The following is a 26,303-nucleotide window of genomic DNA, read 5'->3' as shown; positions in this document are numbered from 1 at the left end:
CGTGGAACCCTCCCTTTTTTACCTGGACGATACTGCCCCTGACGCCGAAAACCAGGAGGTGAGAACCCGCAGGGAGCGGGCCCCCCTGGCGGTCCGCTTACGTCCGCGTACCCTCGATGAGGTCGTGGGGCAGAAGCACCTGCTGACCCCTGGTTCCCCCCTGCGGGTGCTTGCCGGGGAGAGCGGGGGATTGGCTGGGCCCTCGTCCGTCATTCTGTGGGGGCCGCCTGGAACGGGCAAAACCACCCTGGCTAACGTGATTGCCGGGGGAGCCGGTCGCAAGTTCGTAGAGCTCTCTGCTATTACAGCCGGGGTGAAGGACGTCCGTGCGGTCATGGAACAGGCCCTGGAGGACCGGGACTTGCGCGGGCTGACGACCGTCCTTTTCCTCGACGAGATTCACCGCTTTACCAAGGCCCAGCAGGACGCCCTGCTTCCGGGAGTCGAAAACCGGTGGGTGGTGCTGGTAGCGGCAACCACCGAAAACCCTTCCTTTTCGGTCATCTCCCCCCTGCTGTCACGCTCTATCCTGCTGACCCTCCAGGGCCTCACGGACGCTGATATCGCCCAGCTGGTTGCTCGGGCCGTCACCGACTCCCGGGGCTTTGCCGGGTATATCGATCTCGAAGAAGAAGCCGCAGAGCACCTGGTCAAACTCGCAGCCGGGGACGCCCGTAAGGCCCTGACCTCCCTGGAGGCAGCAGCAGCTGTAGCTTTTGGGGAGGCTGAAGCAGCTGGTGTGGAGTATTCTGTCCACCAGCCCCTGCCGGTGACAGCAGACCACGCCCAACAGGCCCTCAATCAGGCCCTGCTGCGGTACGACAAAAAAGGCGACCAGCACTACGACGTCACCAGCGCCTTTATTAAGTCGATTCGGGGGTCGGACGTAGACGCGGCCCTGCACTACCTGGCCCGCATGCTCGAAGCAGGTGAAGACCCAAGGTTTATCGCCCGCCGCCTCATCGTCCACGCCAGTGAAGACATCGGCCTGGCCGACCCCACCGCCCTCACCGCTGCGGTCAATGCCGCCCAGGCCGTCCAGCTCGTCGGCCTGCCCGAAGCCAGACTCAACCTAGCCCAGGCAACCATCCACCTGGCGTCCGCCCCCAAATCCAATGCCGTCTACCGGGCCATCGACCAGGCCCTGACCGACGTCCGGGCAGGCAAGGCCAGCCCCGTACCCCTCCACCTGCGCGACGCCCACTACCCCGGCGCCTCAGCCCTGGGACACGGGAAAGGCTACATCTACCCCCACGACGAGAAAAACGGGGTCGCCCGCCAAACCTACGCCCCCGACAAACTCCGTGGAACCGTCTACTACCGGCCCACCGTTTTCGGCGCAGAAAAAGAGCTAGGGGAGAGGCTCAGGCGCATTCGTACCCTCCGCGAAACCCCCGACGGCTAGAGCCCTGTGCCCAAGCCCACCACCAGCCTTGAAACAGAATACTGACAAAACCGCCCAAGCCCGGTAGGCTAGACAGTTGGCTGGCAGACTACCCAAAACGCAGGTCCCCCTGATCACCGGGTAGCTCGTAGTGACTAGAGTGCGGCTGCTCTACACTCTCCACCGCCCAAACCGTGGGCGGCCCACCGGAGGCCAGTCCACCAGAAGAATGGCACAGCACCAGAAGGTGAAGGTTCCACGCAGGACCGTGCCAACCGCTAAAGAAAAGGAATACGAACTGTGGCAAACCACAACCGTACCCGCCGTACCGTGCGTCAGTCACGCGCCCTCGGCATTGCACTGACCCCCAAGGCAGAAAAGTACCTCGAGCGTCGTCCTTACGGCCCCGGCCAGCACGGCCGCAGCCGCAAGAAGGCTGACTCCAACTACGCGGTACAGCTGCGCGAGAAGCAGCGTCTGCGCGCACAGTACAACATCCGTGAAGCTCAGATGCGTCGCGCCTACCTCGAAGCCAAGCGCATCGAGGGCCAGACCGGTAAGAACCTGGTCGAGATTCTGGAAACCCGCCTGGACGCCCTCGTCCTGCGCTCAGGTTTCGCTCGCACCATTGCTCAGGCACGTCAGCTCGTTGTCCACCGCCACATCATGGTAGACGGCATCCGCGTTGACCGCCCCTCCTTCCGCGTCAAGCCCGGCCAGCTGATCCACGTTCACCCCAAGAGCGAGAAGATGGCACCCTTCCAGGTTGCAGCCACCGGCGCACACCAGGACGTCCTGCCCGACACTCCTGCTTACCTGAACGTAGAGATCGAGAAGCTCCACGCTAAGCTTGAGCGCGCCCCCAAGCGTGAAGAAATCCCCGTCACCTGCGAAGAGCAGCTGGTCGTTGAATACTACTCACGCCTGGCCTAATCCCGCCAAGCTTAGTCGACCCGTTCACCCCTGCCACCTCCGGTGGTTTCGGGTGGGCGGGTCGCCCTTTTAAGGGTCAGGTCTTGGGCCAGGACGCCAGCGGATCGCCTGCTTGGACTGCCCCGGGGGTGTGTGTGATAGGGCAGACCGGGGAAAGTGGCCCCAAAAAATCCCCTTATAGCCCCTGGGTGAAGTAAGATTGTTATCAAATCGTGTCCTTTGAGAGGTGGGTTATGCCCGCCAGAGAGCAGGTACCAGTGAGCGGTGCAGACATTGCGGGCCTTATCGCGGCCGGTGTATTCGCTATTTTGGTTGCCCTTCTGGCTGTTCCCATCCTTAAGCTCGGCAAGGTTTTTGATGAGCTGACGGTCACGATCAGGTCACTTAATCAGGAGACCCAGCCCTTGCTGGAAGAAGTCACGAAGACCGTTGCGAGCACTAATGCTCAGATTGATAAGGTCGATACCATCACCAGCAATGTTTCTGATGCCTCGGCTAATGTCTCGGCCCTGTCGTCGCTTGTTACCTCAACTGTTGGCCAGCCCCTCATTAAGGTTGCGGCCTTCTCCCACGGTTTGAGGCAGGCTGTGAAGGGGTCAGGTTCCCAGTCCACCGGGTCCCAGGGTGCAGCCCCGACCCGTCAGGAGGGCTCCACATGGGACTCCTAAAAAATCTGGCCTTGATTGCCGGGGGAGTGGCGGTAGGCTACCTTGCCTCCCGGGCCCGGGTGGTACAAGAACCCGGTTCAGATTTGGCCCTCAAACAACCGGGCACCATGCAAAAATTTGTGGCAGAAGACGGACCCATGGCTCAATTCTTTGATTCCAAGTACGGCCAGCCCCTCAAGGGGGTAGCCCTCAAGGCCCTTGGCTTTGCGGCAACGGTCAAGGCCGGGATGGATGAAAAAGAGGAAGAGCTGAGAGCCCGCTTCGATCAGCAGGCCCAGGAGGACCGGCCCGGTTCCCTCGATACCTGGACTCCCCTGGAGGCTCATGACTCCGGACCCGTCCTTGAGGCCCGTAACACCCCAGAATCAACCTCACCAACCCACCACAGGCTCCAACGTGATGCTGAGCTTGGAAAAGACTTTTTCGCCTAGGCGAGACCACTAGATTTAAACACCAACCGAAGGAAGAAAGCCTCGATGCTCTCACAGGAAATCTCAAAGCGCTGGATCGAATTCTTCGAAAAGCGCGGGCACACCGTTGTACCCTCAGCTTCACTCGTTTCAAACGAGCCCGGCGCCATGTTCACCATCGCGGGCATGGTTCCTTTCATTCCCTACTTCCTGGGCCGTGAAACCCCTGAGTTCTCCCGTGCTGTGAGCGTCCAGAAGTGTATTCGTACCCTTGATATCGACGAGGTCGGCAAGACCGCCCGTCACGGTACCTTCTTCCAGATGGCAGGCAACTTCTCCTTCGGCGACTACTTCAAGAAGGAAGTTATTCCCTGGGCCTACGAGCTGCTGACCTCCTCCATCGAAGACGGAGGCTACGGTCTGGACCCTGAGCGTCTCTGGGTGACCGTCTACGAGGGCGACGACGAGGCCTACGACATTTGGGTCAATGACGTTAAGTTCCCCGCCGAGCGTATTCAGAAGATGGGCATGGCCGAGAACTACTGGTCTACCGGCCAGCCCGGCCCTGCTGGCCCCGACTCTGAAATCTTCTACGACCGTGGCCCCGAGTACGGCAAGGAAGGCGGCCCGGCTGCTGACGATGACCGCTACATCGAAATCTGGAACCTGGTCTTTATGCAGTACCAGCGTGGCGAAGGCACCGGCAAGGACAGCTTCGAAATCCTCGGCGACCTGCCTAAGAAGAACATCGACACCGGCCTAGGTGTAGAGCGCCTGGCTATGCTCCTGCAGGGTGTAGAGAACTTCTACGAAACCGACCAGGTACGCCCCGTGCTCGATGCCGCAGCCAAGCTCTCCGGCAAGAAGTACCACGGCTCCGAAAATGCAAACGACGAAGGCTACGAGGACGACGTCCGGATGCGTGTGGTAGCCGACCACATCCGCTCCTCCCTCATGCTCATTGCTGACGGTGTAACCCCCTCCAACGAGGGTCGCGGCTACATCCTGCGCCGCCTTATGCGCCGAGCTATCCGCGCAATGCGCCTGCTGGGCGTTACCGAGCCCTGCCTGCCCGTCCTCTTCCCGGCATCTAAGGACGCCATGGCCGGCGCCTACCCCTACGTTGCCGAAGACTTCGAGCGCATCTCCCGCATTGCCTACGCCGAAGAAAAGGCCTTCCTCAAGACCATCGAATCTGGCACCGCCCGCCTGGAAGAGGCCGTCGCCTCAGCTAAGGCTGCCGGTAAGTCAGAGGTTTCTGGTGCAGACGCCTTTGCCCTGCACGACACCTACGGCTTCCCCATCGACCTGACCCTGGAAATGGCAGAAGAGGCCGGCGTCAAGGTGGATGAGGCCCAGTTCCGTGCCCTCATGGAAGAACAGCGCCACCGTGCCCAGGCCGACGCCAAGGCCAAGAAGGGCGGCATGGCCGACCTCTCCGTCTTCCGCGAACTGGCCGACGAACGCGGCTCCGTCTTTACCGGCTACGACGAACTGCGGACCGAAACCACCCTGCGAGCCATCCTGGTTGACGGCGTCTCTGTACCTGCAGCTTCTGCTGGCCAGAAGGTAGAGATCGTCCTAGACGAGACTCCTTTCTACGCTGAAGCAGGTGGCCAGGCAGCTGATACCGGCGTTATTACTGGTAACGGCTTCACCATTGACGTTTCAGACGTCCAGCAGCCCGTCAAGGGCCTGTCCGTCCACCGTGCTGTCGTGCGCGAGGGTGAAGTGGTTGCTGGCACTCCCGTCGTCGCCCAGGTGGACGTCCAGCGCCGTCAGGACGGCGAAAAGGCCCACTCCGGTACCCATATCATCCACGCTGCCCTGCACCAGGTTCTGGGCAAGGAAGCAACCCAGCGCGGCTCCTTCAACAAGGAAGGCTACCTGCGCTTCGACTTCGCCTGGGGCGAGGGCCTCTCAGAGGCTGCCAAGCAGGAAGTTGAAGAGGTCGCCAACGTCGCCATTCGCGATAACTTTGAAACCATCACCCGCGAAATGCCCCTGGCAGAAGCCCAGAAGCTGGGCGCAATGAGCCTCTTCGGCGAGAAGTACGGCGACACCGTCCGCGTCGTTGAGATGGGCGGGGACTTCTCCCGCGAACTCTGCGGTGGTACCCACGTCGGTTCAACCGCCCAGATTGGCTCCCTGACCCTGCTCACTGAAGCCTCCGTGGGTTCAGGCAACCGCCGTGTTGAAGCCCTGGTTGGCCTGGACTCCTTCAACCACCTGGCAGCAGAACGTACCCTGGTTAACCAGCTGACGGGCCTGATGAAGGTCCAGTCATCTGCTGACCTGCCCGAGAAGATCAACCAGACCCTGGCCAAGCTCAAGGAAGCAGAAAAGGAACTGGCTAAGCTCCGCAAGGAGAAGCTGCAGGCTGAGGCCGGTAAGCTGACCGAAACCGCAGAAATGGTCGGTGCCGTCCGCACCCTGCTGCACAATGCTGGTGAGCTGGACGCCAATGCCGTACGCGAACTTGCTCTTGACCTTCGTTCCCGCCTGGGTGAGGACGCTGCTACCGTAGCTGTTGCCGGTGTTAACAACGGCCGCCCGGTTATTCTGGTTGCCACCAACCAGGCCGCCCGTGACGCCGGTGTTAAGGCAGGTGCCCTCGTCCGCGTCGCTGCTGGTGTGCTCGGCGGCGGTGGCGGCGGTAAGGACGACGTCGCCCAGGGCGGCGGCCAGGACGCCACCAAGATTGACGAAGCCTTCACCGCTATCCGCTCAGCGATTTCTGACCTGGGAGCCTAACCCAGTGACCTTCACCAGAGGCCGCCGCATGGGGGTCGACGTGGGTAATGCCCGCGTCGGCCTGGCCCTGTGCGACCCCGACGGCATACTCGCAACCCCCCTCAAAACCCTCCGTCGTGATCTGAAAAAGAACTCCGACCGGCGGGTGCTTCGCAAGCTCCTAGAAGTCAACGAAGTCACTGAAGTATTTGTTGGGCTTCCCAAAACCATGCGCGGGGGAGACAGCCCCTCAACCCATATGGCACGTGAGTATGCCCAGGCCCTGGCTGAAGAACTAGCCGCCGAAGGAACCCCTATCCCGGTCTGGCTCATCGATGAGCGCCTCACCACGGTAAGCGCCCATCGTTCCCTGCATGAAGCAGGAGTCTCTAGCAAGGACTTTAAGACTATGGTTGACCAGGTTGCCGCGGTCAACATCCTCCAACATGCTCTCGACACCCTCAAGGCCGGTCAACATCTTGCTGGGGAACAGGTCGTTCTTGCTCCCACCATCGCAGCCCCCACACTTTCAACCGACGAAACGGAGAACCCGAATGACAAGTAACTCGAGTTCTAGCCGCCCGCCGCGCAAACCCCGAACCCAGAACCAGCAAACTGACCTTGAGGGTCTGTTCGGGGCACCGGAAGCCGAAGGTTTCGACGGTTTCTTCGCTGCCGACCCTGACGAAACTTTCACAAAGGAAGAGCGGGAGCGCACCCGTCGCCGTAGTCGCAACTTCGTCGTGTCAGCTGGCTTAGTTTTCCTCGTAGCCCTGGTGCTCGTGGTCGCAATTATTAGCCCTCGCCTCGGCTGGTTTGAACGCAAGGACTATGCTGGTTCGGGGAACGGAACTGAGGTAACCTTCACCATTCCCGATGGCGCTGCTGTCGGTACCATTGCAAATTCCCTGGAGGAACAGGGAATCATTGCTAACGCCGAACGGTTCCTGAAGGCCTACAATGAAACTGCCCCTGATGTTTTCTTCCAGCCTGGTGAGTACAAGCTTCAGGAAGAAATGAGTAGCCAGGCGGTCTTGGAAGAACTCTTGCGCTTCGATGAGGCCAACACTAACTACGTTGCTGTGGCCCGTACCTGGCGTATGGACAAGACCTTTGAAGCCCTAGCCACTGGTACAGGCATCAGCTCCCAGGAATTCAAGACCCTGTCAACGGATGTTGAAAGTTTTGGGATTCCTTCCCAGTTCCCCACCATTGAAGGTTTCCTTTACCCTGGTGAATACAGGTTCCCCAAGGACGCTACCGCCCATGAAATTCTTCAGATGATGGTGGATAACACCAAGAAGCAACTTGAAGCTGACGGGGTATTCGGCGACGACCGTATCTTCCATGTTCTGACCGTTGCTTCAATTCTTGAGTTTGAAGGCATGGAAAAGGACTACGGCCCCATTGCTGGTGCTATCGAGAACCGTCTCAACAACCCCGACGGTGAAACTAGCGGTTACTTGCAGTCGGACGCTACTGTTGCCTACGGCCTGGGTATCCAGAGCTATCACATCTCAACAGAGCAAAAGAATGATAAGTCCAACAAATACAACACTTTCTACTACAAGGGTCTGCCTGCTGGCCCCATCGGTTCGCCGGGTGCAGCAGCAATTAAGGCAGCAGCTGATCCGGAGGACAACGACTACTACTTCTGGGTTACTGTAGATTTGTTCACCGGTGAAACCCTCTTTGCCGAGACCTACGCTGAGCATCAGAAGAATGTTAAGGTGTATGAGCAGTTCTGCGAGGATCATAAGGAAGTCTGCCAGTAAATGAGTCATCATTCTCCGGTTTGCCCCAAGGCCTATGTCTTGGGGCATCCCATTAAGCACAGTAAATCGCCGCTTTTGCATCAGGCCGCCTATCAGGCCTTGGGGCTTGAGATGTCTTACTCTGCCCTTGATACTACTGAAGAGCAGCTTTCTGAAGTTTTTAGGAAGCAGGGTTCTGATCCTTCAACTCAGGGCTTTTCTGTGACGATGCCGCTGAAAAGTGCTGTTATCTCATACCTTGATGCCCTGACCCCTTTCGCTGAAGCTGTGGGGGTAGTGAATACCGTTTACTGGGTTTCTTCTGGTGAAGGCCAGGTTTCGGCCCAGGGGCATAATACGGACGTCTCAGGTATCGTCAATGCCTTGGGTAATGCTGGCTTTTCGGGTGCCGTTGAGCACCCGGCTATTTTAGGTGGGGGAGGGACGGCCACTGCGGCCTTGGCTGCTTTGCGTTGCTTGGGGGCAACAAGCGTCACGGTGTATGTCCGGGATGCTAGCCGAGCTGCTTCTGTCCGTGCCGCTGCAGACCGTTTGGGAGTGGTTCTCCATTTCCGCCATCTTGATGATTTCGGTAGTTGCTATACCCGCCATGATGTCACTGTTTCTACGCTTCCCTCGGGGGCAGCTGACCATCTGATGGAAGAAGCAGCTGGGGAAACAGCTGGGACCCTCCTTGATGTTTCCTATGACCCCTGGCCCTCAGCTCTTGCCCTGGACTGGGAATCCCGTGGCGGGAGGATCACTAGCGGTCTTGAAATGTTGATGTACCAGGCGGTAGACCAGGTAAAACTCTTTGTGAACCACCCGGTCCATGAGCCGCTCCCTCGCCAGGAGCTTGTTCTGCAGGCTATGAGGGAGGCAGTCGGCTTACCTGCTACAGATTATGTACCCCAGATGATTTGGGACCCTAGCCTGCTCACCATATAAAAAATTTCCTCCCGAATGATGAACCCCTGGTTTGCTATCAGGGTGTATTTTTGGAAATCTAAGGGATAAGAGAAGACTCCTGAGACTGTTAAGAGGTTTGAGATGCTGCGATGGCTTACAGCCGGTGAATCACACGGCGAAGCACTAGTCGGAATCATTGAAGGTGTACCTGCCGGTGTAGAACTAACTAGCGAGATGGTTCGTGACGCCCTGGCCCGCCGCCGACTAGGTTACGGCCGTGGGGCGCGAATGAAGTTTGAAGAGGACCGCGTCCGCATTCTCGGGGGTGTCCGTCACGGCAAGACCCAGGGCGGCCCTGTTGCTATTGAGATCGCCAATACTGAGTGGCCTAAGTGGGTTGATGTCATGTCATCTGACCCTGTAGATCCTGCCCTGATTGAAGGCCGGGCCCGAAACGCTGCACTGACCCGCCCGCGTCCTGGTCACGCTGATTTTGCCGGTATGCAGAAGTATGGATTTGATGAGTCCCGGCCTGTGCTTGAGCGTGCAAGTGCCCGTGAGACTGCCACCCGCGTCGCCCTAGGTGTAGTAGCGGCCCAGATTCTTAAGGCCCTGGGCGTTCAGCTCGTTAGCCATACCACCGCCATTGCCGGAACCGCTGCTCCTGCCGACGCCCCCCGTCCTACCCCCAAGGATGTCGCCTACCTCGACGCCGATCCCCTGCGCTGCTTCGATTCAGCCACCTCAGAGGCTATGGTCGCTACCGTCGATAAGGCCCACAAGGACGGTGAAACCCTCGGTGGTGTTGTTGAGGTCCTGGCCTACGGCCTGCCCCCTGGACTTGGCTCCTACGTCCACTGGGACCGCCGTCTCGACGCCCGACTGGCCGCTGCCCTCATGGGTATTCAGGCTATTAAGGGTGTTGAAGTGGGCGATGGTTTCGAAACCGCCAAGCGCCCCGGCACCCAGGCCCACGACGAAATCGTCCCCGGAGAAAACGGCGTCCAGCGTGTATCCAACCGGGCCGGTGGCATTGAAGGCGGCATGACTATCGGTGATCTGCTCCGGGTTCGTGCAGCCATGAAGCCGATTGCAACCGTCCCCAAGGCCCTAGCCACCATTGATACCTCAACCGGTGAGGTCGCCCGCGCCCACCACCAGCGGTCCGACGTGTGCGCTGTACCGGCTGCAGGTGTTGTCGCAGAAGCAATGGTTGCCCTGGTCCTGGCAGAAGCCGCCCTTGAAAAATTTGGTGGCGACTCCATCACCGAGACCCGCCGTAACATGGATTCCTACCTAGAGGCTATCCCCGCCTCCCTAGCCTGGGAGTCAAACGTCGCTGGGTGGGATGCCTAACCATGCCCGCCCGATCTCGTCACCACGCGATCGATATGACGGAGGCCCTGGGGCCCAACCAGGTGCGCGAGGTGCAGGAAACCTATATAGAACGAACCAGGCCAGTGGTCATCATCGGCCCCATGGCAGCTGGTAAGTCCTATATAGGTTCCCACCTGGCCCGCTTTTACGGCTATGAATTCTTAGACTCTGACCACCTCATCGTCGAGAAATACGGTGAAGTTGCCCAACTTTTTTCAGACCTGGGTGAGGCAGAGTTTCGTCGAATTGAAGCCGAGGTGATTCAGGACGTCCTCACCTCCCCGGCCCGCCGCAACACCATTTTTTCACTGGGTGGGGGAGCACCCATGACACCTGCTGTTGCGGACATGCTGAAGGGTGAAACGGTGATCTACATTCAGGTGGACGCTGAAACCGTAGCCCCGCGTATTCAAAACAGCAAAACCCGCCCCCTACTTCAGCCGAACCCGGTTGAACGATGGACAGCAATCTTCGAAACCCGCAAGGAGCGGTACGAGTCCTTAGCAAGCTACACCCTCAATGCCTGTGGGGGCCGGGGTATTGCTGATATGGCCGCAGAAATTCAGAACTTCATTATCTCCCAACGGAAAGAGCAAGCGTGACTGACGTAGCCAATACCGTCATTTCTGTAACCGGCACCCAGCCCAGCGAGAACTACGACGTTCTTGTGGGGCATAACCTGCTGGGTGAAATTCCCGGGATCCTGGGTAATCGAACCCAGCGGATCCTCGTGATTCACCCCCGGGCCCTGCGATCAACCGGTGAGCTGGTCATGGATCAGATGAAAACTGCCGGCTATGAGGCCTATTCGGCAGAGATTCCTGACGCGGAGGAGGGCAAGCACATTCAGGTTGCCGCCTTCTGTTGGCAGGTCTTAGGCCAGAACGACTTTACCCGCACCGACGCCATCATTTCGGTGGGTGGCGGAGCTGTCACTGACCTGGCCGGCTTTGTCGCAGCAACCTGGCTTCGGGGCGTGAAGGTGATTCACATTCCGACCACCCTGCTGGGCATGGTGGACGCTGCTGTGGGCGGTAAGACCGGCATTAACACTGCCGAGGGGAAGAACCTGGTTGGGGCTTTCCACCCTCCTGCTGCGGTTCTGTGCGAACTGGGTGTTCTGCGGACCTTACCCCAGCATGAGCTGCTGACGGGTATGGCTGAGGTCATTAAATGTGGTTTCATAGCTGACCCTGTGATTCTTGATCTGATTGAGGCTAACCCTACGGAGATCCGTGATTCCCAGTCTGCTGTGGTGCGGGAATTGATCGAACGATCCATCAGGGTCAAGGCTGAGGTCGTATCCGATGATTTAAAGGAGAGCGGACGCCGGGAGTTCCTGAACTATGGACACACCCTGGGGCACGCCATCGAGCACGCTGAACGCTACCAGTGGCGTCACGGGGCGGCTGTTGCCGTCGGCATGGTCTTTGCAGCTGAGCTTTCCCTGGCAGCAGGCTACCTTGATGAGGCTACCGTAGAGCGGACCCGTTCAATCTGTGCCGCCCTGGATTTGCCCACCAGCTACCCGGCAGATCGCTGGCCTAAGCTCATTGAGACCATGCGTCGGGATAAGAAGGCCAGGGGCAATATGCTGCGGTTCGTGGTCCTGGAGGGCCTGGGCCGTCCTCGAATCTACGAGGTTCCAGACGACTCTATTCTCTTCATGACCTACCAGGAAATCGCTGACTAGGTTCACCCGGCTACCGACTTTTCCAGCAGGGGTTCCCACCGCGCTGTGGGAACCCCTGCCTGTTTAGAGGGGCGGACGAGGGGGGAGCCGGTAGGGTGTGAAACACGCCAACTAATCTGCCAAACCCTGCCAGAACCCGGTAGACTGTTCTACGGTTTACCCCGAAAAGCTTATTGAAAACTAAACATTCTAGAGGAGACTCTCTTGGCTACTACCGCAGACATTAAGAACGGTGTCGTACTCAAGATTGACGGCAACCTGTGGTCCGTCATCGAATTCCAGCACGTCAAGCCCGGCAAGGGTGGCGCTTTCGTCCGCACCAAGCTGCGTAACGTAACCTCCGGCAAGGTCGTCGACAAGACCTTTAACGCTGGCGCCAAGGTTGAGACTGCAACTGTTGACCGTTCCGACTACCAGTACCTCTACCAGGACGGCACCGATTACGTCTTCATGGACATGAAGACCTACGACCAGATCAACGTTCCCGAGGTTACCGTTGGCGACGCCGCCAAGTACATGCTCGAAAATCAGACTGCAACCATCGCTATGCACGAGGGTTCCCCCCTCTACATTGAACTTCCCGCTTCGGTTGTTCTGGAAATCACCTACACCGAGCCCGGCCTGCAGGGCGACCGCGCAACCGGTGGCACCAAGCCTGCAACCGTTGAGACTGGCGCTGAGATTCAGGTTCCCCTCTTCCTGGAAACCGGTACTAAGGTGAAGGTTGATACCCGCACCGGTGACTACCTGGGTCGCGTCAACGACTAAGTATCGTGAATTCAAGAACTAAAGCTCGACTTCGTGCCCTCGAGGTCCTGTTTGAGGCTGACCAGCGGGGGGAGGACGTCATTGACGTCCTGACCCGTCGCCGGGTCTACACCTCAGCCCAGATTTCCTTGTACTCGGAGCAGATTGTGCGTGGCGTCCGCGACCACGACGAAGAGATCCGTGAGTACATTGAAACCTACGCGCAGGACTGGACGATGGACCGTATGCCTAGTGTTGATAGGGTAGCCCTCCGGCTGGGCGCCTGGGAGTTGCTCTTTAACGACGAGATTCCCGACGCTGTTGCCATCTCTGAGGCAACCGGGCTGGTGCGTCTGCTCTCCACTGACGATTCTCCTAAGTTCGTCAATGGTCTGCTGGACCGTCTCCGTCAGGTTAAGCCCACCCTCCTCGCTTAGGTACCATCTAAATCGGAAAAACCCACCTAACTGGTGGGTTTTTCTGTTTTAAGTGGTACCTACTGACATGTGTCTCAAATTCCACCGGGGCGAGGCGGAACATGATACATTGAGGTGTGACAGCAACCTTTAAGTCCGTCCTGTGAGGCGGGGAAGGAGGCCGGCACATGACCGACACCACCGGTGTATCTACACCCAGCTCGGCTGAAGCGACCCAGCGGGTCATTCTTGAAGCAGCCGACATCGATCGGGCCCTCACCCGAATCGCTCACGAAATTCTAGAAGCCAACAAGGGCAGCGAGAACCTGGTTCTACTGGGTATTCCGCGCCGAGGCTTCCCCCTAGCCCAACGGTTGGCAGAAAAAATCGCCCACACAGATCCGGGCTTCAATCCCACCTATTCCTTGGGCCAGCTGGACATCACCATGTACCGGGACGACCTGCGTTCCAAGCCCGGTAAAACCCCGGAGCCTACCCGGCTCCCAGCCACCGGCATCGACGGCAAAAACGTAGTTCTGGTCGACGACGTCCTTTACTCAGGCCGCACCATCCGGGCAGCCCTGGACGCCCTCAAGGACTACGGACGGCCCGCCGTCGTCCGCCTGGCCGTCCTCGTTGATCGGGGCCACCGCCAACTCCCAATCCGGGCAGACCACGTAGGCAAGAACCTACCTACCAGTTCTGATGAATCAGTCCAGGTCCTGCTTGAAAAAACCGATGCGGTTGCAGATCGTGTGGTTATTGCCCCGGCTAACCTAAGCAACGAGAAGGGGGAGTAGGCGCATGCGTCACCTCTTAGACACCAAGGACCTCACCCTAGAAGACGCCCTGAACATCCTCGATACCGCCGACTATATGGGTGAAGTTGGCCAGCGGGAAGTCAAGAAACTACCCGTCCTGCAGGGGCGAACCGTCGTCAACCTTTTCTTTGAAGATTCCACCCGAACCCGCCTGTCCTTTGAGGCCGCAGAGAAGCGCCTCTCAGCAGACATCATCAATTTTTCGGCAAAGGGGTCTTCAGTTTCTAAGGGCGAATCCCTCAAGGACACCGCCCAGACCCTGGCAGCTATCAACGCTGATGCTGTCGTGATCCGCCACTCAGCCTCCGGGGCCCCCCAGCGTCTAGCTGAGGCTGGTTGGATTGATGTTCCCGTCCTCAATGCGGGCGATGGAACCCACGCCCACCCCACCCAGGCCCTGCTGGATGCCATGACCCTGCGCCAGTTCAAGGCCCAGGTCGAGGGCGTTGCTACCCGTGGGCTCACCCTAGAGGGTATGCGGGTTGCCATTGTGGGAGATATTCTGCATTCCCGTGTGGCCCGGTCCAACCTCTGGTTGCTGTCCACTCTGGGGGCGACCGTCAAGTTCGTTGCCCCGCCCACCCTGCTCCCGGTAGATATTGATAACTGGCCGGCAGAGGTTTTCTACAACCTGGATGACGTGATTGAGTCTGGGGTTGATGCCGTCATGATGTTGCGTATTCAAAAAGAACGTATGAACGCGGCCTTCTTCCCCTCCTCTGAGGAATATTCCCGCCTGTGGGGCCTGACTCCGGAACGGTTTGCCCGTCTTGATGCCCAGGCCCATGAAACTGCTATCTTGCACCCCGGCCCTATGAACCGTGGCCTGGAAATTTGTGCTGAGGCGGCCGATTCCCCTCGATCCTGGGTTCTCCGCCAGGTCACTAACGGGGTGTCCGTCCGCATGGCGGTGCTCTACCTGCTCATGACCGGCGGCTCCGCCAACGACTTCTACCCCGGCAATTAAGCGATGAAAGAGAAGATGATGACTACCACTTCCTACCTGATTAAGGGTGCCTCCCTGCTGGGGGAGACTACCGCCGATATTCTCATTCGGGACGGCCTGATTGCCGAGATTGGCCAGAACCTTGAGGACGCTGCCGCCCAGGTTGTTGAGGCCGAGGGGCTTATTGCCCTCCCGGGCCTGGTTGACCTGCACACCCATCTGCGGGAGCCCGGCCAGGAGGACGCCGAAACCGTCGAAACCGGCACCCGTGCCGCTGCCCTGGGCGGCTACACGGCCGTCTTTGCCATGGCTAACTCCAACCCTGTTGCTGATACCGCCGGTGTGGTGGAGCAGGTTTATGAGCTGGGGAAGAACTCCGGCTGGGTTAAGGTACAGCCTATCGGCGCTGTCACTGTTGGTCTGGCGGGGGAGCGCCTCTCTGATATTGGGGCTATGGCTGAGTCCCGCGCCCAGGTGCGGGTATTCTCAGACGACGGCATGTGCGTCTGGGACCCGGCCCTCATGCGCCGGGCCCTGGAATACGTCAAGACCTTTAACGGCGTCATTGCCCAGCACGCCCAGGAGCCCCGTCTGACGGTTGGCGCCCAGATGAACGAGGGTAAGGTGTCAGCAGAGCTCGGGCTGGCTGGTTGGCCTGCGGTTGCTGAAGAATCCATCATCGCCCGTGACGTGCTGCTGGCTGAACACGTCGGCTCCCGCCTGCATATCTGCCACCTGTCCACCAAGGGTTCGGTAGAAATTGTGCGCTGGGCCAAGGAACGCGGCATTAAGGTAACCGCCGAAGTCACCCCCCACCACCTACTGCTGACCGATGAGCTGGTCCGTACCTACGACCCCGTCTACAAGGTCAACCCGCCCCTGCGTACCGAAGAGGACGTCCTGGCCCTACGTCAGGCTGTTGCCGACGGCATTATCGACATCATCGGTACCGACCACGCCCCCCACCCGGCCGAGTCCAAGGACTGTGAGTGGGCTTGCGCCGCAAACGGTATGACCGGCCTGGAACAGGCCCTGTCCATCATCCAGAAGACCCTGGTTGATACCGGCTACATTACGTGGGCCGACGTTGCCCGCATTATGTCCAGCAAGCCGGCAGAAATCGGTCTGGCAGAAGATCAGGGCCGCCCCCTGGCAGCGGGGGAACCCGCCCACCTGGTCCTGGTCGACCCTGCTGCAACCCGCGTCATCGACCCCGCAAGCCAGGCCACCAAGGGCAAAAACAACCCCTACCGGGGGCTGGAAGTGCCCGGCGCCGTCGTCGCCACCTTCTTCGGTGGCCACCCCACGGTGCTTGAGGGTAAACTCAACACCCCCGTCTCCCAGGACTAACCCGGAACACTGGTAGGAGAAGACCGTGACTGAGAAGCTGATACCCACCCTGATTCTTGCCCTACTCTGCGTCCTCATATTTTGGGCTATGCGGGCAGGCTGGACGAGGCGCCAGGCCCGCCAGGCCGGGGTGGGGCAGCTTGCTGAAGTCCCCGCCAAGTACGATGACGCCGAATCCCTACTCGCCGTTCCCGGGGTTTACATTGCAACCACCGTCATGGGCGACTGGCTCGACCGAATCGCCACCAACACCCTGGGAGTCAAGGCAACCGGCACCTTCTTCGTCTTTGAGGACGGCGTCATTATCGCCCGCGACGGGGCCCAGGACCTCTGGATCCCCGCCACCGATATCATCGCCGTACGCACCGAAGCCGGAATGAGCGGAAAATTCGTCGAAAAGGACGGCCTGCTCGTCCTCTCCTGGACGCTCAACGGCACTGCTGTGGACACCGGTTTTAGAACCCAGTATGCGGCAGACAAAAAGGTCCTTCACGACACCATGGTGCAGCTTGCGCCCCAGGCTGAAACCCACCTACCAGCAACCCCATAAACATCAAGCAACCGGGCCCACCGGAACTGACCACCCACCAACAGGAAGTGTGTGAATGTCTCACCAAGCACTCAACTCTCGTGCAGCCGTCCTCGTCCTTGAAGACGGAACCGTTTTCCGTGGCGAAAGCTACGGGGCCGACGGCCAGGCCCTCGGTGAAGCGGTTTTCTCAACCGGCATGACCGGCTACCAGGAAACCCTCACCGACCCCTCCTACGCCGGCCAGATCGTCGTCCAAACCGCCCCCCACATTGGCAACACCGGCGTCAACACCGAGGACGCCGAATCCCGCAAAATCTGGGTTGCAGGCTACGCTGTGCGCGACGCCGCCCGCCGCCCCTCCAACTGGCGTTCAGAGCGTTCCCTTGATGAAGAACTCGTCGAGCAGGGAATTGTGGGCATTCAGGGTATTGACACCCGAGCCCTGACCCGCCACCTACGGAGCGCCGGTTCCATGCGTGCCGGTATCTTCACGGGGGCCGAGGCCGAACTCCCCCTGGCAGACCTGGTGGCTAAGGTCCAGGCGTCAGCCGAAATGAAGGGCCAGAAACTGGCTGACTCGGTTTCTATTGAAGAGGCTTACGTTGTTGAGCCAGCCGACCTGGGCTGGGAAGGCGAGATTAAGGCAACCCTGGTCGCCCTCGACCTGGGTATCAAGGCCATGACCCCCAAGCGCTTTGCTGAGCGCGGCGTCCGCGTCCATGTGCTGCCCGCCAGTGCAACCCTGGAGGACATCACCGCCCTCAACCCCGACGGCGTGTTTTTCTCCAACGGCCCCGGCGACCCCGCAACTGCGGACGACCAGGTCCAGCTCCTGCAATCCGTCCTGCGTACCGGAACCCCCTTCTTCGGTATCTGCTTCGGCAACCAGCTGCTGGGCCGCGCCCTGGGCTTCGGCACCTACAAGCTGCCCTTCGGCCACCGCGGTATCAACCAGCCCGTCATGGACCGCACCACCGGCAAGGTAGAAATCACCGCCCAGAACCACGGCTTCGCCGTCGACGCCCCCCTGGACGGCGCCGTCACCGCCCCCAACGCCGAGTTCGGCCGGGTCGAAGTGTCCCATGTGGGCCTCAACGACCAGGTGGTCGAAGGCCTGCGCTGCCTGGACATTCCCGCCTTCTCGGTACAGTACCACCCCGAAGCTGCCGCCGGCCCCCACGACGCCGCCTACCTCTTTGACCGCTTTATCGACCTCATGCTCGAGAAGAAGAACTAAGGAACTCACCAACCATGCCCAAGCGTAACGATCTCAACTCAATCCTGGTCATCGGTTCCGGCCCGATCGTCATCGGTCAGGCCGCCGAGTTCGACTACTCCGGCACCCAGGCCCTGCGCGTCCTGAAAGAAGAAGGCGTGCGCGTCATCCTGGTCAATTCCAACCCGGCCACCATCATGACCGACCCCGAATTTGCCGACGCCACCTACATCGAACCGATTACCCCCGAGGTCATCGAAAAAATTATCGCCAAGGAAAAGCCAGACGCAATTCTGCCTACCCTCGGCGGCCAGACCGCCCTCAACGCCGCTATTGCCCTCGATGAAAAGGGCATTCTCGACAAGTACGGCGTAGAACTGATCGGCGCCAATATCGAAGCTATCAACCTGGGTGAAGACCGCGAGGCCTTCAAGGGCGTCGTTGAACGTGCGGGTGGCGAATCAGCCCGCTCCGTCATCGTCCACACCATGGAAGAAGCCCTAGAAGCCGCCAAGGAACTTGGCTACCCCATGGTCGTACGTCCCTCCTTCACCATGGGCGGCCTGGGCTCAGGTATGGCCTACAACGAAGAAGACCTGCACCGAATTGCCGGTGCCGGCATCCAGTACAGCCCCACCAGCGAAGTCCTGCTCGAAGAATCCATCCTGGGCTGGAAGGAATACGAGCTGGAAATGATGCGAGACAAGAACGATAACGTGGTTGTCGTCTGCTCCATCGAAAACTTCGACCCCGTAGGTGTGCACACCGGCGACTCCATCACCGTAGCCCCCGCCCTGACCCTTACCGACCGCGAATACCAAAAGCTGCGCGACATCGCCATCAACGTTATTCGCGAGGTCGGTGTAGATACCGGTGGCTGCAACATCCAGTTCGCCATCGACCCGGCAACCGGCCGCGTCATTGTCATCGAGATGAACCCCCGCGTGTCTCGTTCGTCTGCCCTGGCGTCTAAGGCAACCGGCTTCCCGATTGCGAAAATCGCCACCAAGCTCTCCCTGGGCTACACCCTGGACGAAATCCCCAACGATATCACCCAGAAGACCCCGGCCTCCTTCGAACCCACCCTCGACTACGTCGTGGTCAAGGTTCCCCGCTTTGCCTTTGAGAAGTTCCCGGCAGCAGACCCCACCCTGACCACCACCATGAAGTCGGTGGGCGAGGCCATGGCCCTGGGCCGCAACTTCACCGAGGCCCTACAGAAGGCCATGCGCTCCATGGAGCAGAAGGGGTCAACGTTCCGCTTTAATAACCCTGAGCTGGGTGCGGATGAACTGGCCGCCCTGATTGAGCAGACTAAGACTGCTACCACCGACCGTATTTTCCAGGTCCAGCGAGCCCTGCTGGCTGGTGCTACCGTCGAGCAGATGTACGAGGCAACCGCCATCGACCCCTGGTTCCTCGATCAGCTGGTACTCCTCAACGAGGTCGCCGCAGAAATCGCCGCCTCAAAGACCCTCGATGAACGCACCCTGCGCCTGGCCAAGCGTCACGGTTTCTCCGACGCTCAGATCGGTGAAATCCTCGGCATGAATGAGGCCGTAGTTCGCGGTATCCGCCACGCCCTGAACATCCGCCCCGTCTTCAAGACCGTCGACACCTGTGCAGCCGAGTTTGAGGCTTTCACCCCCTACCACTACTCTTCCTACGACCAGGAGGACGAGGTAGCACACCACGATAAGCCCTCAATCATGATTCTGGGCTCCGGCCCCAACCGCATCGGCCAGGGTATCGAATTCGACTACTCCTGTGTCCATGCCTCCATGGTGCTGCGCGAGGCCGGTTACGAGACCGTCATGGTCAACTGCAACCCCGAGACTGTATCAACCGACTACGACATCTCCACCCGCCTCTACTTCGAACCCCTTACCCTGGAAGACGTGCTCGAAATTGTTGAGGCTGAGCGTCGTACCGGTGGCCTGCTGGGCGTCTTCGTGCAGCTCGGTGGCCAGACCCCGCTCAAGCTGGCCCAGGAACTCAAGGCAGCAGGCATCCCGATTCTGGGCACCTCACCCCAGGCGATTGACCTGGCCGAAGACCGCGGCGAATTCTCCCGCGTGCTGGAAGAAGCTGGCCTGATTTCTCCCAAGAACGGCACCGCCTACACCTTCGAGAACGCCAAGAAGATTGCGGACGAAATCGGCTACCCCGTGCTGGTGCGCCCCTCCTATGTTCTGGGCGGACGCGGTATGGAGATTGTCTACTCCGAAGCCCAGCTGGCCCGCTACCTGGAGAACGCTACCGAGGTTTCACCCTCCCAGCCCGCTCTGATCGATAAGTTCCTTGAGGACGCCGTCGAAATCGACGTCGACGCCCTCTTTGACGGCGAAGAGCTCTACCTGGGCGGCGTCATGGAGCACATCGAAGAGGCCGGCATTCACTCTGGCGACTCAGCCTGCACCCTGCCTCCCATCACCCTGGGCCCGGACGTCATCGAGCAGGTCAAGGAGGCAACCTACAAGATTGCCGCCGGTGTTGGTGTACGCGGTCTGATCAATATTCAGTTCGCTGTAGCTTCTGAAATTCTCTACGTAATTGAAGCCAACCCCCGCGCTTCTCGTACCGTGCCTTTTGTCTCTAAGGCAACCGGCGTGCAGATGGCTAAGGCTGCGGCTCTGATTGGAACCGGTAAGACCATTGCCGACCTCAAGGCCGAAGGCTACCTGCCCGCAAACATGGACGGGGCCACCCTGCCTGCTGAAACTGCTATCGCGGTCAAGGAAGCTGTGCTGCCCTTCAGCCGTTTCCGCACCCCCGAGGGAATCGTGGTTGACTCCCTGCTCGGCCCCGAAATGCGCTCAACCGGTGAGGTCATGGGCCTGGACCGTCACTTCGATACTGCCTTCGCTAAGGCAGAAGCATCTGCCGGTTCTAAGCTGCCGACCGAGGGTAAGGTCTTCGTCTCTGTTGCTAACCGCGATAAGCGCAACTCCATCATCTACGTGAAGATGCTGCAGCAACTGGGCTTCGAGATTGTCTCCACCGGCGGTACCGCAGAAGTCCTGCGCCGCAATGGGGTGGAGTCCCTGGTTGTTCCCAAGATTGCGGAAACCAAGGACGGGGAGCGATCCATCGTTGATATGGTGCGCGACGGCGACATCGACCTGATTTTCAACACCCCCTCCGGCGGTCAGGCTCGTGGCGATGGCTACGAGATCCGTGCTGCAGCCACCTCAGTGGGCTGCCCCATCATGACCACTGTCTCTGAGTTCGGTGCAGCCGTTCAGGGTATCAACGCCCTGCGCGAATACAGCTGGGACGTCATGAGCCTGCAGGAACACGGCGCTTCGATTGAAGCAGCCCTGAAAGCTCGGGAGGCCTAAGCATGACCGGCTTTGGTGACCGCCTTGCTGCGGCCATGGGGGAGAAGGGGCCCCTCTGCGTGGGCATTGACCCCCACCCAAGTCTCCTTGACAGCTGGGGCCTAGCTGATACGCCTGCGTCCTTGCAATTCTTCGCTGACACTGTGCTTGAGGCCTGCGGCCCCGTTGCCGCCGCCCTCAAGCCCCAGGTAGCCCTCTTTGAGCGCCACGGTTCGGCCGGTCTTGCAGTCTTGGAAAAACTCCACCAGGACGCTGCCCAGGCAGGGATTCTGGTAGTAGCTGACGCTAAGCGCGGTGATATCGGCTCGACTATGGCCGCCTATGCGGACGCCTGGCTAGGAGCAAGCTCCCCCCTGGCTACAGATTCTGTGACCCTAAGCCCCTACCTCGGGTTCGAGTCCCTGCGTCCGGCCCTCGACCTTGCAGACCAGCAGGGGAGGGGAACCTTCGTCCTGGCTCTCACCTCTAATCCTGAGGGTAAGACCGTCCAGCACGTTGGCGGAAAAGACTCTGTAGCAGGTTCCATTGTCCGTTCCGCTATTGCTGAAAACACTGAACGCACCTGGGACCACATGGGACCCTGCGGTCTAGTTGTTGGCGCAACTGTCAAGGACGCCCTGCACGAACTACATATTGACCTAGGCTCCTTCAACGGGCCAATCCTGGCACCTGGGTTTGGGGCCCAAGGAGCAACTGCCCAAGACTTGTATCGGGTCTTTGAAGGATTAGAGAAGCAGATCCTGGTCAATTCAAGCCGGGGAGTTCTTGCTGCTGGACCAACCACCACCGGTCTCAGAACAGCCGCAGAAAAAGCCCGTGACCAGCTGATGCAGGCTCAGCGGACGCTTTAAAGAATGAAATTGGTGGGAAATCATTAGATTTCCCACCAATTTCCACATTCAGGGGTGTCATGAGTAGGTAATACTCTTCCTTAACCATGTCTGACATGCTATTTTGAAATTGTTAGTTCGTAGAAAAGTCCACATTTCTTTCCCCCACTGACGCACCTCAGATGCGGACGAATCTTCGACTAATCCACCCTATTGTGCCGTCAGGCATCTCGCACAGAAGGAATAGAACCATGCCACTCCAGCCCCTCACCGAAGAACAACGCGCTGCAGCCCGTGAAAAGGCAAAGAAAGCTCGTGTCACCCGTGCTGAAATCAAGGACGCCGTAAAAAATAAGAAAATCACTATTGCTGAAGTTCTTAAGCGCGCTGATGCCGACGAAGCAGTCGCTAGACTAAAGGTGACTGATTTGCTTACTTCCCTTCCCGGCGTAGGTGAGGTCCGCACTGAAAATATTCTTAAAGAACTTAACATTGCAGAATCACGCCGCCTTCGCGGTCTGGGCATCCACCAGCGCAAGGCCCTGATTAACCTGCTCGATCGATAGGGGACACCCATGGCAGACCAGAAAACTGCACCTAAACTCACTGTACTCGCAGGCCCGACTGCTGTAGGAAAGGGAACTGTATCCGCCTACATCCGGGAGAACTACCCCCAGGTGTGGTTTTCTGTGTCAGCCACGACTCGTGATCCTCGACCAGGTGAAGTCGACGGCGTCCACTACTACTTCGTTTCTGACGAAGAGTTTGATTCCATGATTGAGAACCGGAAGATGCTCGAATGGGCTACTGTCCATAATTCTTACAAATACGGGACGATCCGGTCGATGGTTCAGAAGCAGCTTGACGCAGGGAAGCACGTCTTTCTAGAGATTGATCTTCAAGGTGCCCGCCAGATTCGTAATGCGATGCCTGAAGCCCAGTTGATTTTCTTGGCACCTCCCTCTTGGGATGAGCTGGTCAATCGTTTGGTGGGCCGAGGAACCGAATCAAAGCAGGAACAGGAAGCCCGCTTGGAGACCGCTAAGGTTGAGCTTGCCGCTGAGCCTGAATTTGATGTCACCGTGGTGAATGAAACCGTGGAAGAAGCAGCTCAGGAGATTGTCCGTTTGATGGGCCTGATTGACTAAGATCCATAAAACCTGATTAGGTCTGTAGGCGGTGATGAAGGGGTGAAGCACCCGTTCGTCACCGCCTTATGCGTGACAAAAAATGACCTGCCAGATAGTATAGATAGAGTTTTATGCCGCCTGCCCGCTGGGCGGTGACACAGTAGAATTTTTAGATGGAGAAGAAGTGGCACACGCATACAACGATGAAGGCATCATCAATCCCAGCGCAGACGCCCTGATTGAAAAGGCTGAATCAAAGTACGGTCTTGTTATTTTTGGTGCCCGTCGTGCCCGCCAGATCAATGCTTATTATTCTCAGCTTCACGAGAATCTGTACGATCACGTAGGTCCTTTGGTAGACGCTGAACCCAACGAAAAGTCACTTTCTGTTGCAATGCGTGAGATTAATGAAGGTTTGATTGAGGCCCGTCATATCAAGGACGGCATCTTTGATGAAAACGGAACCCTCGTCCATGACGAAGAGCAAAGCGCCTTCCTCTCAGACAGCGATTTCTACATCGACGAACCCTTTGTTGAGTATGTCGATGCAGACGATGTTGAACAGGCTTAGCCTAGTCTATCCATGCGAGTAGTCATAGGTATTGGAGGGGGCATTGCAGCGTACAAGGCTGCGATGCTCCTTCGCCTTTTTGGTAAGGCCGGTCACGAGGTCATTGCGATCCCGACGGAGGCAGCTCTAAAGTTCGTGGGGAAGCCGACCCTTGAAGCCCTCAGCGGCAACCCGGTATCCGTTGACGTTTTTGAGCGGGTGCCTGAGGTCAATCATGTGCGCCAGGCCGAAGAAGCAGATGCTGTAGTGATTGCCCCTGCAACTGCTGACCTCATGGCCCGGTTGGCGATGGGCCGAGCGGACGATTTGTTGTCTGCAACCGTGTTAACCACGCATGCACCCGTGATTCTGGCTCCTGCTATGCACACACAGATGTGGGAGCACCCGGCGACCCAGAAGAATGTTGAGACGTTACGGGGTTTTGGCTATCACATTATTGAACCTGCGGTCGGTCGTTTGACGGGCCCTGATTCAGGAGTTGGCCGCCTGCCGGAGCCTGAGGACATTTACGCTCAAGCGCTTGAGGTGCTGGGCTGGTTTCAGGGCCAGGATGCTGCGATAACTTCTGCAGTCGCTCAAGCAGAAACTAAACCGCTTGCTTCACAACATTTTTTGATTACTGCTGGGGGTACCCGCGAAGCCTTGGACCCTGTCAGGTTCCTGGGGAACCGTTCCTCGGGTAAGCAGGGCATTGCCCTTGCTCAAGCTGCCCTTGATTTGGGTGCTGAAGTTCATGTGATTGCGGCCCATATCGAGGTAGAGCTTCCCCAGGGGCTCCATCAGGTCACACGAGTTTCTAGTGCTGACGAGCTCAAGCAAGCTGTGTTTGCCCACATGGGTGAGACGGACGTCCTGGTGATGGCGGCGGCTGTTGCGGACTTTAGGCCTGCTGAATATCTTGCTTCTAAAATTAAGAAAACCGAGGACCCTGGCCAGGACCCCGTCATACGGCTGGTGCGAAATCCGGATATTCTCAAGGACTCCGTGCAGCACCGTCAGGTCAATCCTGCTTCTTCGCCCCATACGATTGTGGGATTTGCGGCGGAAACCGGGGACGACACATCGTCGCCACTAGAGTACGGGCAGGCAAAGCTTGCCCGGAAGGGGTGTGACTTCCTGGCAGTCAATACTGTGAGCGAAACCGTTGGTTTCGGCACGGATCACAACACAATACACCTGCTATCGAGGACAGCTGACTCTGCTATCGAGTTTAGTGGTAGTAAGTATGAAGTTGCCCGCGGGGTGTTGCTTCACATAGCGCAACAAATCAATACTCTTTAATCTTTTAGGCTCCTTCCGACTGAGAGAAGTACAGTAATACCGTGACTGAATACAAGAACCTTCGCCTCTTCACTAGTGAATCAGTGACTGAAGGCCACCCCGACAAAATTTGCGACCAGATTTCTGATGCAATTCTTGATGCCTTGCTCACTGAGGATCCGCATTCAAACGTTGCTGTGGAGACTATGGTGACGACAGGCCAGGTGATGGTTGCCGGTGAGGTAACTACCCGCGGTTATGTTGATATCCCTAAGATTGTGCGTCAAACCATTCTGGGTATTGGCTACAATTCTTCTACCCAGGGCTTTGACGGCGAGTTTTGTGGTGTATCCATTTCTATCGGTGAGCAGTCACCGGACATCAATTCTGGTGTCTATAACTCCCTTGAGGTTCGTCAGGGTACTGCTGCTGACGAACTCGATAAGCAGGGCGCGGGCGACCAGGGCATCATGTTTGGTTATGCCACCAATGAGACCGATGTGCTGATGCCTGCTCCGATTTATGTCGCCCACCGCCTTTCTGAGCAGCTGACTAAGGTTCGTAAGGACGGCACCCTGCCCGGCCTGCGCCCGGATGGCAAGACCCAGGTCACCTTGGGCTACGACGAGAATTTCAAGCCGGTCATGATTGACACCGTGGTTGTTTCGACCCAGCATGCGGCTGACTACGACCTGGCGCAGCTGGATGCTGATATCCGGCAGTATGTGATTGAACCTGTGCTTGCCAGCTTCGATTTTGATGCGTCCCAGGCCAAGTTCATTATCAACCCTGCTGGCCAGTTCGTGCAGGGTGGCCCGGTGGGCGACGCCGGTCTGACTGGGCGCAAGATTATTGTGGATACCTACGGTGGTATGGCCCGTCACGGTGGTGGCGCTTTCTCAGGTAAGGATCCGTCTAAGGTCGACCGTTCGGCAGCCTACGCTATGCGCTGGGTTGCTAAGAACATCGTGGCTGCTGGGCTGGCTGACCGGGCTGAGGTGCAGGTTGCCTACGCTATCGGCCAGGCAGCTCCTGTGGGTATCTATGTTGAGACTTTTGGCACCGAAAAGGTAGCGGTTTCAGCCATTGAAAGCGCTATCCGGGAGGTCTTTGACCTGCGCCCCCTCGCGATTATTCGTGATTTGGAGCTGCGTCGTCCTATCTACGCTAAGACTGCAGCTAACGGCCACTTTGGTCGTGAAGACTACGATTTCACCTGGGAGCGGACCAACCGGGTGAACGAGCTGAAAGCGGCTGCTGGACTCTAGGCTACAATGGCCCT

25 protein-coding genes are annotated in these 26,303 nt (G+C 58.5%); all 25 read left to right on the top strand.

What is annotated here, in order from left to right; genetic code table 11:
* Window position 1 precedes the first annotated feature (1 nt).
* The 25 genes from L7A15_RS00290 (at window position 2) to metK (ending at window position 26,289) form a co-directional block, all read left to right on the top strand.
* Complete coding sequence (locus tag L7A15_RS00290; protein WP_423817285.1) at window positions 2-1,405, top strand: replication-associated recombination protein A; 1,404 nt, start codon at window positions 2-4, stop codon at window positions 1,403-1,405.
* Window positions 1,406-1,684: 279 nt separating this feature from the next.
* Entirely contained in the window at window positions 1,685-2,317 is a 633-nt protein-coding gene (rpsD, locus tag L7A15_RS00285; protein WP_083091092.1) for a 30S ribosomal protein S4, read from the top strand.
* A gap of 257 nt (window positions 2,318-2,574) precedes the next feature.
* Complete coding sequence (locus L7A15_RS00280) at window positions 2,575-2,985, top strand: DUF948 domain-containing protein (protein WP_237188248.1); 411 nt, start codon at window positions 2,575-2,577, stop codon at window positions 2,983-2,985.
* Window positions 2,973-3,416, top strand: coding sequence for a peptide chain release factor 4 (locus L7A15_RS00275; RefSeq protein ID WP_237207832.1), 444 nt, complete (start codon window positions 2,973-2,975; stop codon window positions 3,414-3,416). The genes L7A15_RS00280 and L7A15_RS00275 overlap by 13 nt, the downstream gene beginning before the upstream one ends.
* A gap of 45 nt (window positions 3,417-3,461) precedes the next feature.
* Complete coding sequence (gene alaS / locus L7A15_RS00270; protein WP_237207831.1) at window positions 3,462-6,149, top strand: alanine--tRNA ligase; 2,688 nt, start codon at window positions 3,462-3,464, stop codon at window positions 6,147-6,149.
* Between the two features lie 28 nt (window positions 6,150-6,177).
* Window positions 6,178-6,693, top strand: coding sequence for a Holliday junction resolvase RuvX (gene ruvX / locus L7A15_RS00265; protein WP_237188276.1), 516 nt, complete (start codon window positions 6,178-6,180; stop codon window positions 6,691-6,693).
* A complete protein-coding gene (mltG, locus tag L7A15_RS00260) occupies window positions 6,683-7,903 on the top strand; it encodes an endolytic transglycosylase MltG (RefSeq protein ID WP_237188245.1) in 1,221 nt (406 codons plus the stop codon). Before ruvX ends, mltG begins: the two co-directional genes overlap by 11 nt.
* Window positions 7,904-8,830 carry a shikimate dehydrogenase gene (locus L7A15_RS00255; protein ID WP_237188244.1) on the top strand — a complete coding sequence of 309 codons (927 nt, stop codon included), beginning with the start codon at window positions 7,904-7,906 and terminating at the stop codon, window positions 8,828-8,830.
* 102 nt (window positions 8,831-8,932) lie between these two features.
* On the top strand, window positions 8,933-10,147 hold the full coding sequence (aroC, locus tag L7A15_RS00250) for a chorismate synthase (protein WP_237188243.1): 1,215 nt from the start codon (window positions 8,933-8,935) through the stop codon (window positions 10,145-10,147).
* 2 nt (window positions 10,148-10,149) lie between these two features.
* Window positions 10,150-10,770, top strand: a complete 621-nt coding sequence (locus L7A15_RS00245; protein ID WP_237188242.1) for a shikimate kinase — start codon at window positions 10,150-10,152, stop codon at window positions 10,768-10,770.
* Complete coding sequence (gene aroB, locus L7A15_RS00240; protein WP_237188240.1) at window positions 10,767-11,861, top strand: 3-dehydroquinate synthase; 1,095 nt, start codon at window positions 10,767-10,769, stop codon at window positions 11,859-11,861. The genes L7A15_RS00245 and aroB overlap by 4 nt, the downstream gene beginning before the upstream one ends.
* Before the next feature lie 204 nt (window positions 11,862-12,065).
* Complete coding sequence (efp, locus tag L7A15_RS00235; RefSeq protein WP_237207830.1) at window positions 12,066-12,629, top strand: elongation factor P; 564 nt, start codon at window positions 12,066-12,068, stop codon at window positions 12,627-12,629.
* 5 nt (window positions 12,630-12,634) lie between these two features.
* Window positions 12,635-13,045, top strand: a complete 411-nt coding sequence (nusB, locus tag L7A15_RS00230) for a transcription antitermination factor NusB (protein ID WP_237188236.1) — start codon at window positions 12,635-12,637, stop codon at window positions 13,043-13,045.
* 167 nt (window positions 13,046-13,212) lie between these two features.
* Entirely contained in the window at window positions 13,213-13,824 is a 612-nt protein-coding gene (gene pyrR / locus L7A15_RS00225; RefSeq protein WP_237207829.1) for a bifunctional pyr operon transcriptional regulator/uracil phosphoribosyltransferase PyrR, read from the top strand.
* Window positions 13,825-13,828: 4 nt separating this feature from the next.
* Complete coding sequence (locus L7A15_RS00220; protein WP_237188232.1) at window positions 13,829-14,812, top strand: aspartate carbamoyltransferase catalytic subunit; 984 nt, start codon at window positions 13,829-13,831, stop codon at window positions 14,810-14,812.
* Window positions 14,813-14,830: 18 nt separating this feature from the next.
* Complete coding sequence (locus L7A15_RS00215) at window positions 14,831-16,141, top strand: dihydroorotase (RefSeq protein ID WP_237188230.1); 1,311 nt, start codon at window positions 14,831-14,833, stop codon at window positions 16,139-16,141.
* 25 nt (window positions 16,142-16,166) lie between these two features.
* A complete protein-coding gene (locus L7A15_RS00210) occupies window positions 16,167-16,691 on the top strand; it encodes an ABC transporter permease (protein ID WP_237188229.1) in 525 nt (174 codons plus the stop codon).
* A gap of 55 nt (window positions 16,692-16,746) precedes the next feature.
* Window positions 16,747-17,910 (top strand): glutamine-hydrolyzing carbamoyl-phosphate synthase small subunit, encoded by a 1,164-nt coding sequence (carA, locus tag L7A15_RS00205; protein ID WP_237188227.1) that lies wholly within the window; start codon window positions 16,747-16,749, stop codon window positions 17,908-17,910.
* 14 nt (window positions 17,911-17,924) lie between these two features.
* Entirely contained in the window at window positions 17,925-21,230 is a 3,306-nt protein-coding gene (gene carB, locus L7A15_RS00200) for a carbamoyl-phosphate synthase large subunit (protein ID WP_237188226.1), read from the top strand.
* 2 nt (window positions 21,231-21,232) lie between these two features.
* Window positions 21,233-22,081 carry an orotidine-5'-phosphate decarboxylase gene (pyrF, locus tag L7A15_RS00195; protein WP_237188225.1) on the top strand — a complete coding sequence of 283 codons (849 nt, stop codon included), beginning with the start codon at window positions 21,233-21,235 and terminating at the stop codon, window positions 22,079-22,081.
* A 230-nt stretch (window positions 22,082-22,311) separates the two neighbouring features.
* Entirely contained in the window at window positions 22,312-22,626 is a 315-nt protein-coding gene (gene mihF, locus L7A15_RS00190; protein WP_237188224.1) for an integration host factor, actinobacterial type, read from the top strand.
* Between the two features lie 9 nt (window positions 22,627-22,635).
* Window positions 22,636-23,208, top strand: coding sequence for a guanylate kinase (gmk, locus tag L7A15_RS00185; RefSeq protein WP_237188223.1), 573 nt, complete (start codon window positions 22,636-22,638; stop codon window positions 23,206-23,208).
* 166 nt (window positions 23,209-23,374) lie between these two features.
* Window positions 23,375-23,761, top strand: a complete 387-nt coding sequence (gene rpoZ / locus L7A15_RS00180; protein WP_237188222.1) for a DNA-directed RNA polymerase subunit omega — start codon at window positions 23,375-23,377, stop codon at window positions 23,759-23,761.
* A 12-nt stretch (window positions 23,762-23,773) separates the two neighbouring features.
* Window positions 23,774-25,042 carry a bifunctional phosphopantothenoylcysteine decarboxylase/phosphopantothenate--cysteine ligase CoaBC gene (coaBC, locus tag L7A15_RS00175; RefSeq protein WP_237188221.1) on the top strand — a complete coding sequence of 423 codons (1,269 nt, stop codon included), beginning with the start codon at window positions 23,774-23,776 and terminating at the stop codon, window positions 25,040-25,042.
* A 41-nt stretch (window positions 25,043-25,083) separates the two neighbouring features.
* Window positions 25,084-26,289, top strand: coding sequence for a methionine adenosyltransferase (metK, locus tag L7A15_RS00170; protein WP_237188220.1), 1,206 nt, complete (start codon window positions 25,084-25,086; stop codon window positions 26,287-26,289).
* Window positions 26,290-26,303 lie beyond the last annotated feature (14 nt).

Source organism: Rothia nasimurium (assembly GCF_928391935.1).
In the GTDB taxonomy this organism is placed as follows: Bacteria; Actinomycetota; Actinomycetes; order Actinomycetales; family Micrococcaceae; genus Rothia; species Rothia nasimurium_D.
The sequence above is the reverse complement of the archived record's forward strand: the minus strand, read 5'-3'. Positions and strand labels throughout refer to the sequence as shown.

What these genes read in the sequence shown, in the direction of transcription:
- pyrF (WP_237188225.1), top strand. Translation starts at nt 21,233, where the DNA reads ATGACCGGCTTTGGTGACCGCCTTGCTGCGGCCATGGGGGAGAAGGGG.
- coaBC (WP_237188221.1), top strand. Translation starts at nt 23,774, where the DNA reads ATGCGAGTAGTCATAGGTATTGGAGGGGGCATTGCAGCGTACAAGGCT.
- ruvX (WP_237188276.1), top strand. Translation starts at nt 6,178, where the DNA reads ATGGGGGTCGACGTGGGTAATGCCCGCGTCGGCCTGGCCCTGTGCGAC.
- L7A15_RS00220 (WP_237188232.1), top strand. Translation starts at nt 13,829, where the DNA reads ATGCGTCACCTCTTAGACACCAAGGACCTCACCCTAGAAGACGCCCTG.
- gmk (WP_237188223.1), top strand. Translation starts at nt 22,636, where the DNA reads ATGGCAGACCAGAAAACTGCACCTAAACTCACTGTACTCGCAGGCCCG.
- L7A15_RS00215 (WP_237188230.1), top strand. Translation starts at nt 14,831, where the DNA reads ATGACTACCACTTCCTACCTGATTAAGGGTGCCTCCCTGCTGGGGGAG.
- aroC (WP_237188243.1), top strand. Translation starts at nt 8,933, where the DNA reads ATGCTGCGATGGCTTACAGCCGGTGAATCACACGGCGAAGCACTAGTC.
- carB (WP_237188226.1), top strand. Translation starts at nt 17,925, where the DNA reads ATGCCCAAGCGTAACGATCTCAACTCAATCCTGGTCATCGGTTCCGGC.
- L7A15_RS00255 (WP_237188244.1), top strand. Translation starts at nt 7,904, where the DNA reads ATGAGTCATCATTCTCCGGTTTGCCCCAAGGCCTATGTCTTGGGGCAT.
- carA (WP_237188227.1), top strand. Translation starts at nt 16,747, where the DNA reads ATGTCTCACCAAGCACTCAACTCTCGTGCAGCCGTCCTCGTCCTTGAA.
- L7A15_RS00245 (WP_237188242.1), top strand. Translation starts at nt 10,150, where the DNA reads ATGCCCGCCCGATCTCGTCACCACGCGATCGATATGACGGAGGCCCTG.
- L7A15_RS00275 (WP_237207832.1), top strand. Translation starts at nt 2,973, where the DNA reads ATGGGACTCCTAAAAAATCTGGCCTTGATTGCCGGGGGAGTGGCGGTA.
- alaS (WP_237207831.1), top strand. Translation starts at nt 3,462, where the DNA reads ATGCTCTCACAGGAAATCTCAAAGCGCTGGATCGAATTCTTCGAAAAG.
- pyrR (WP_237207829.1), top strand. Translation starts at nt 13,213, where the DNA reads ATGACCGACACCACCGGTGTATCTACACCCAGCTCGGCTGAAGCGACC.
- mltG (WP_237188245.1), top strand. Translation starts at nt 6,683, where the DNA reads ATGACAAGTAACTCGAGTTCTAGCCGCCCGCCGCGCAAACCCCGAACC.
- mihF (WP_237188224.1), top strand. Translation starts at nt 22,312, where the DNA reads ATGCCACTCCAGCCCCTCACCGAAGAACAACGCGCTGCAGCCCGTGAA.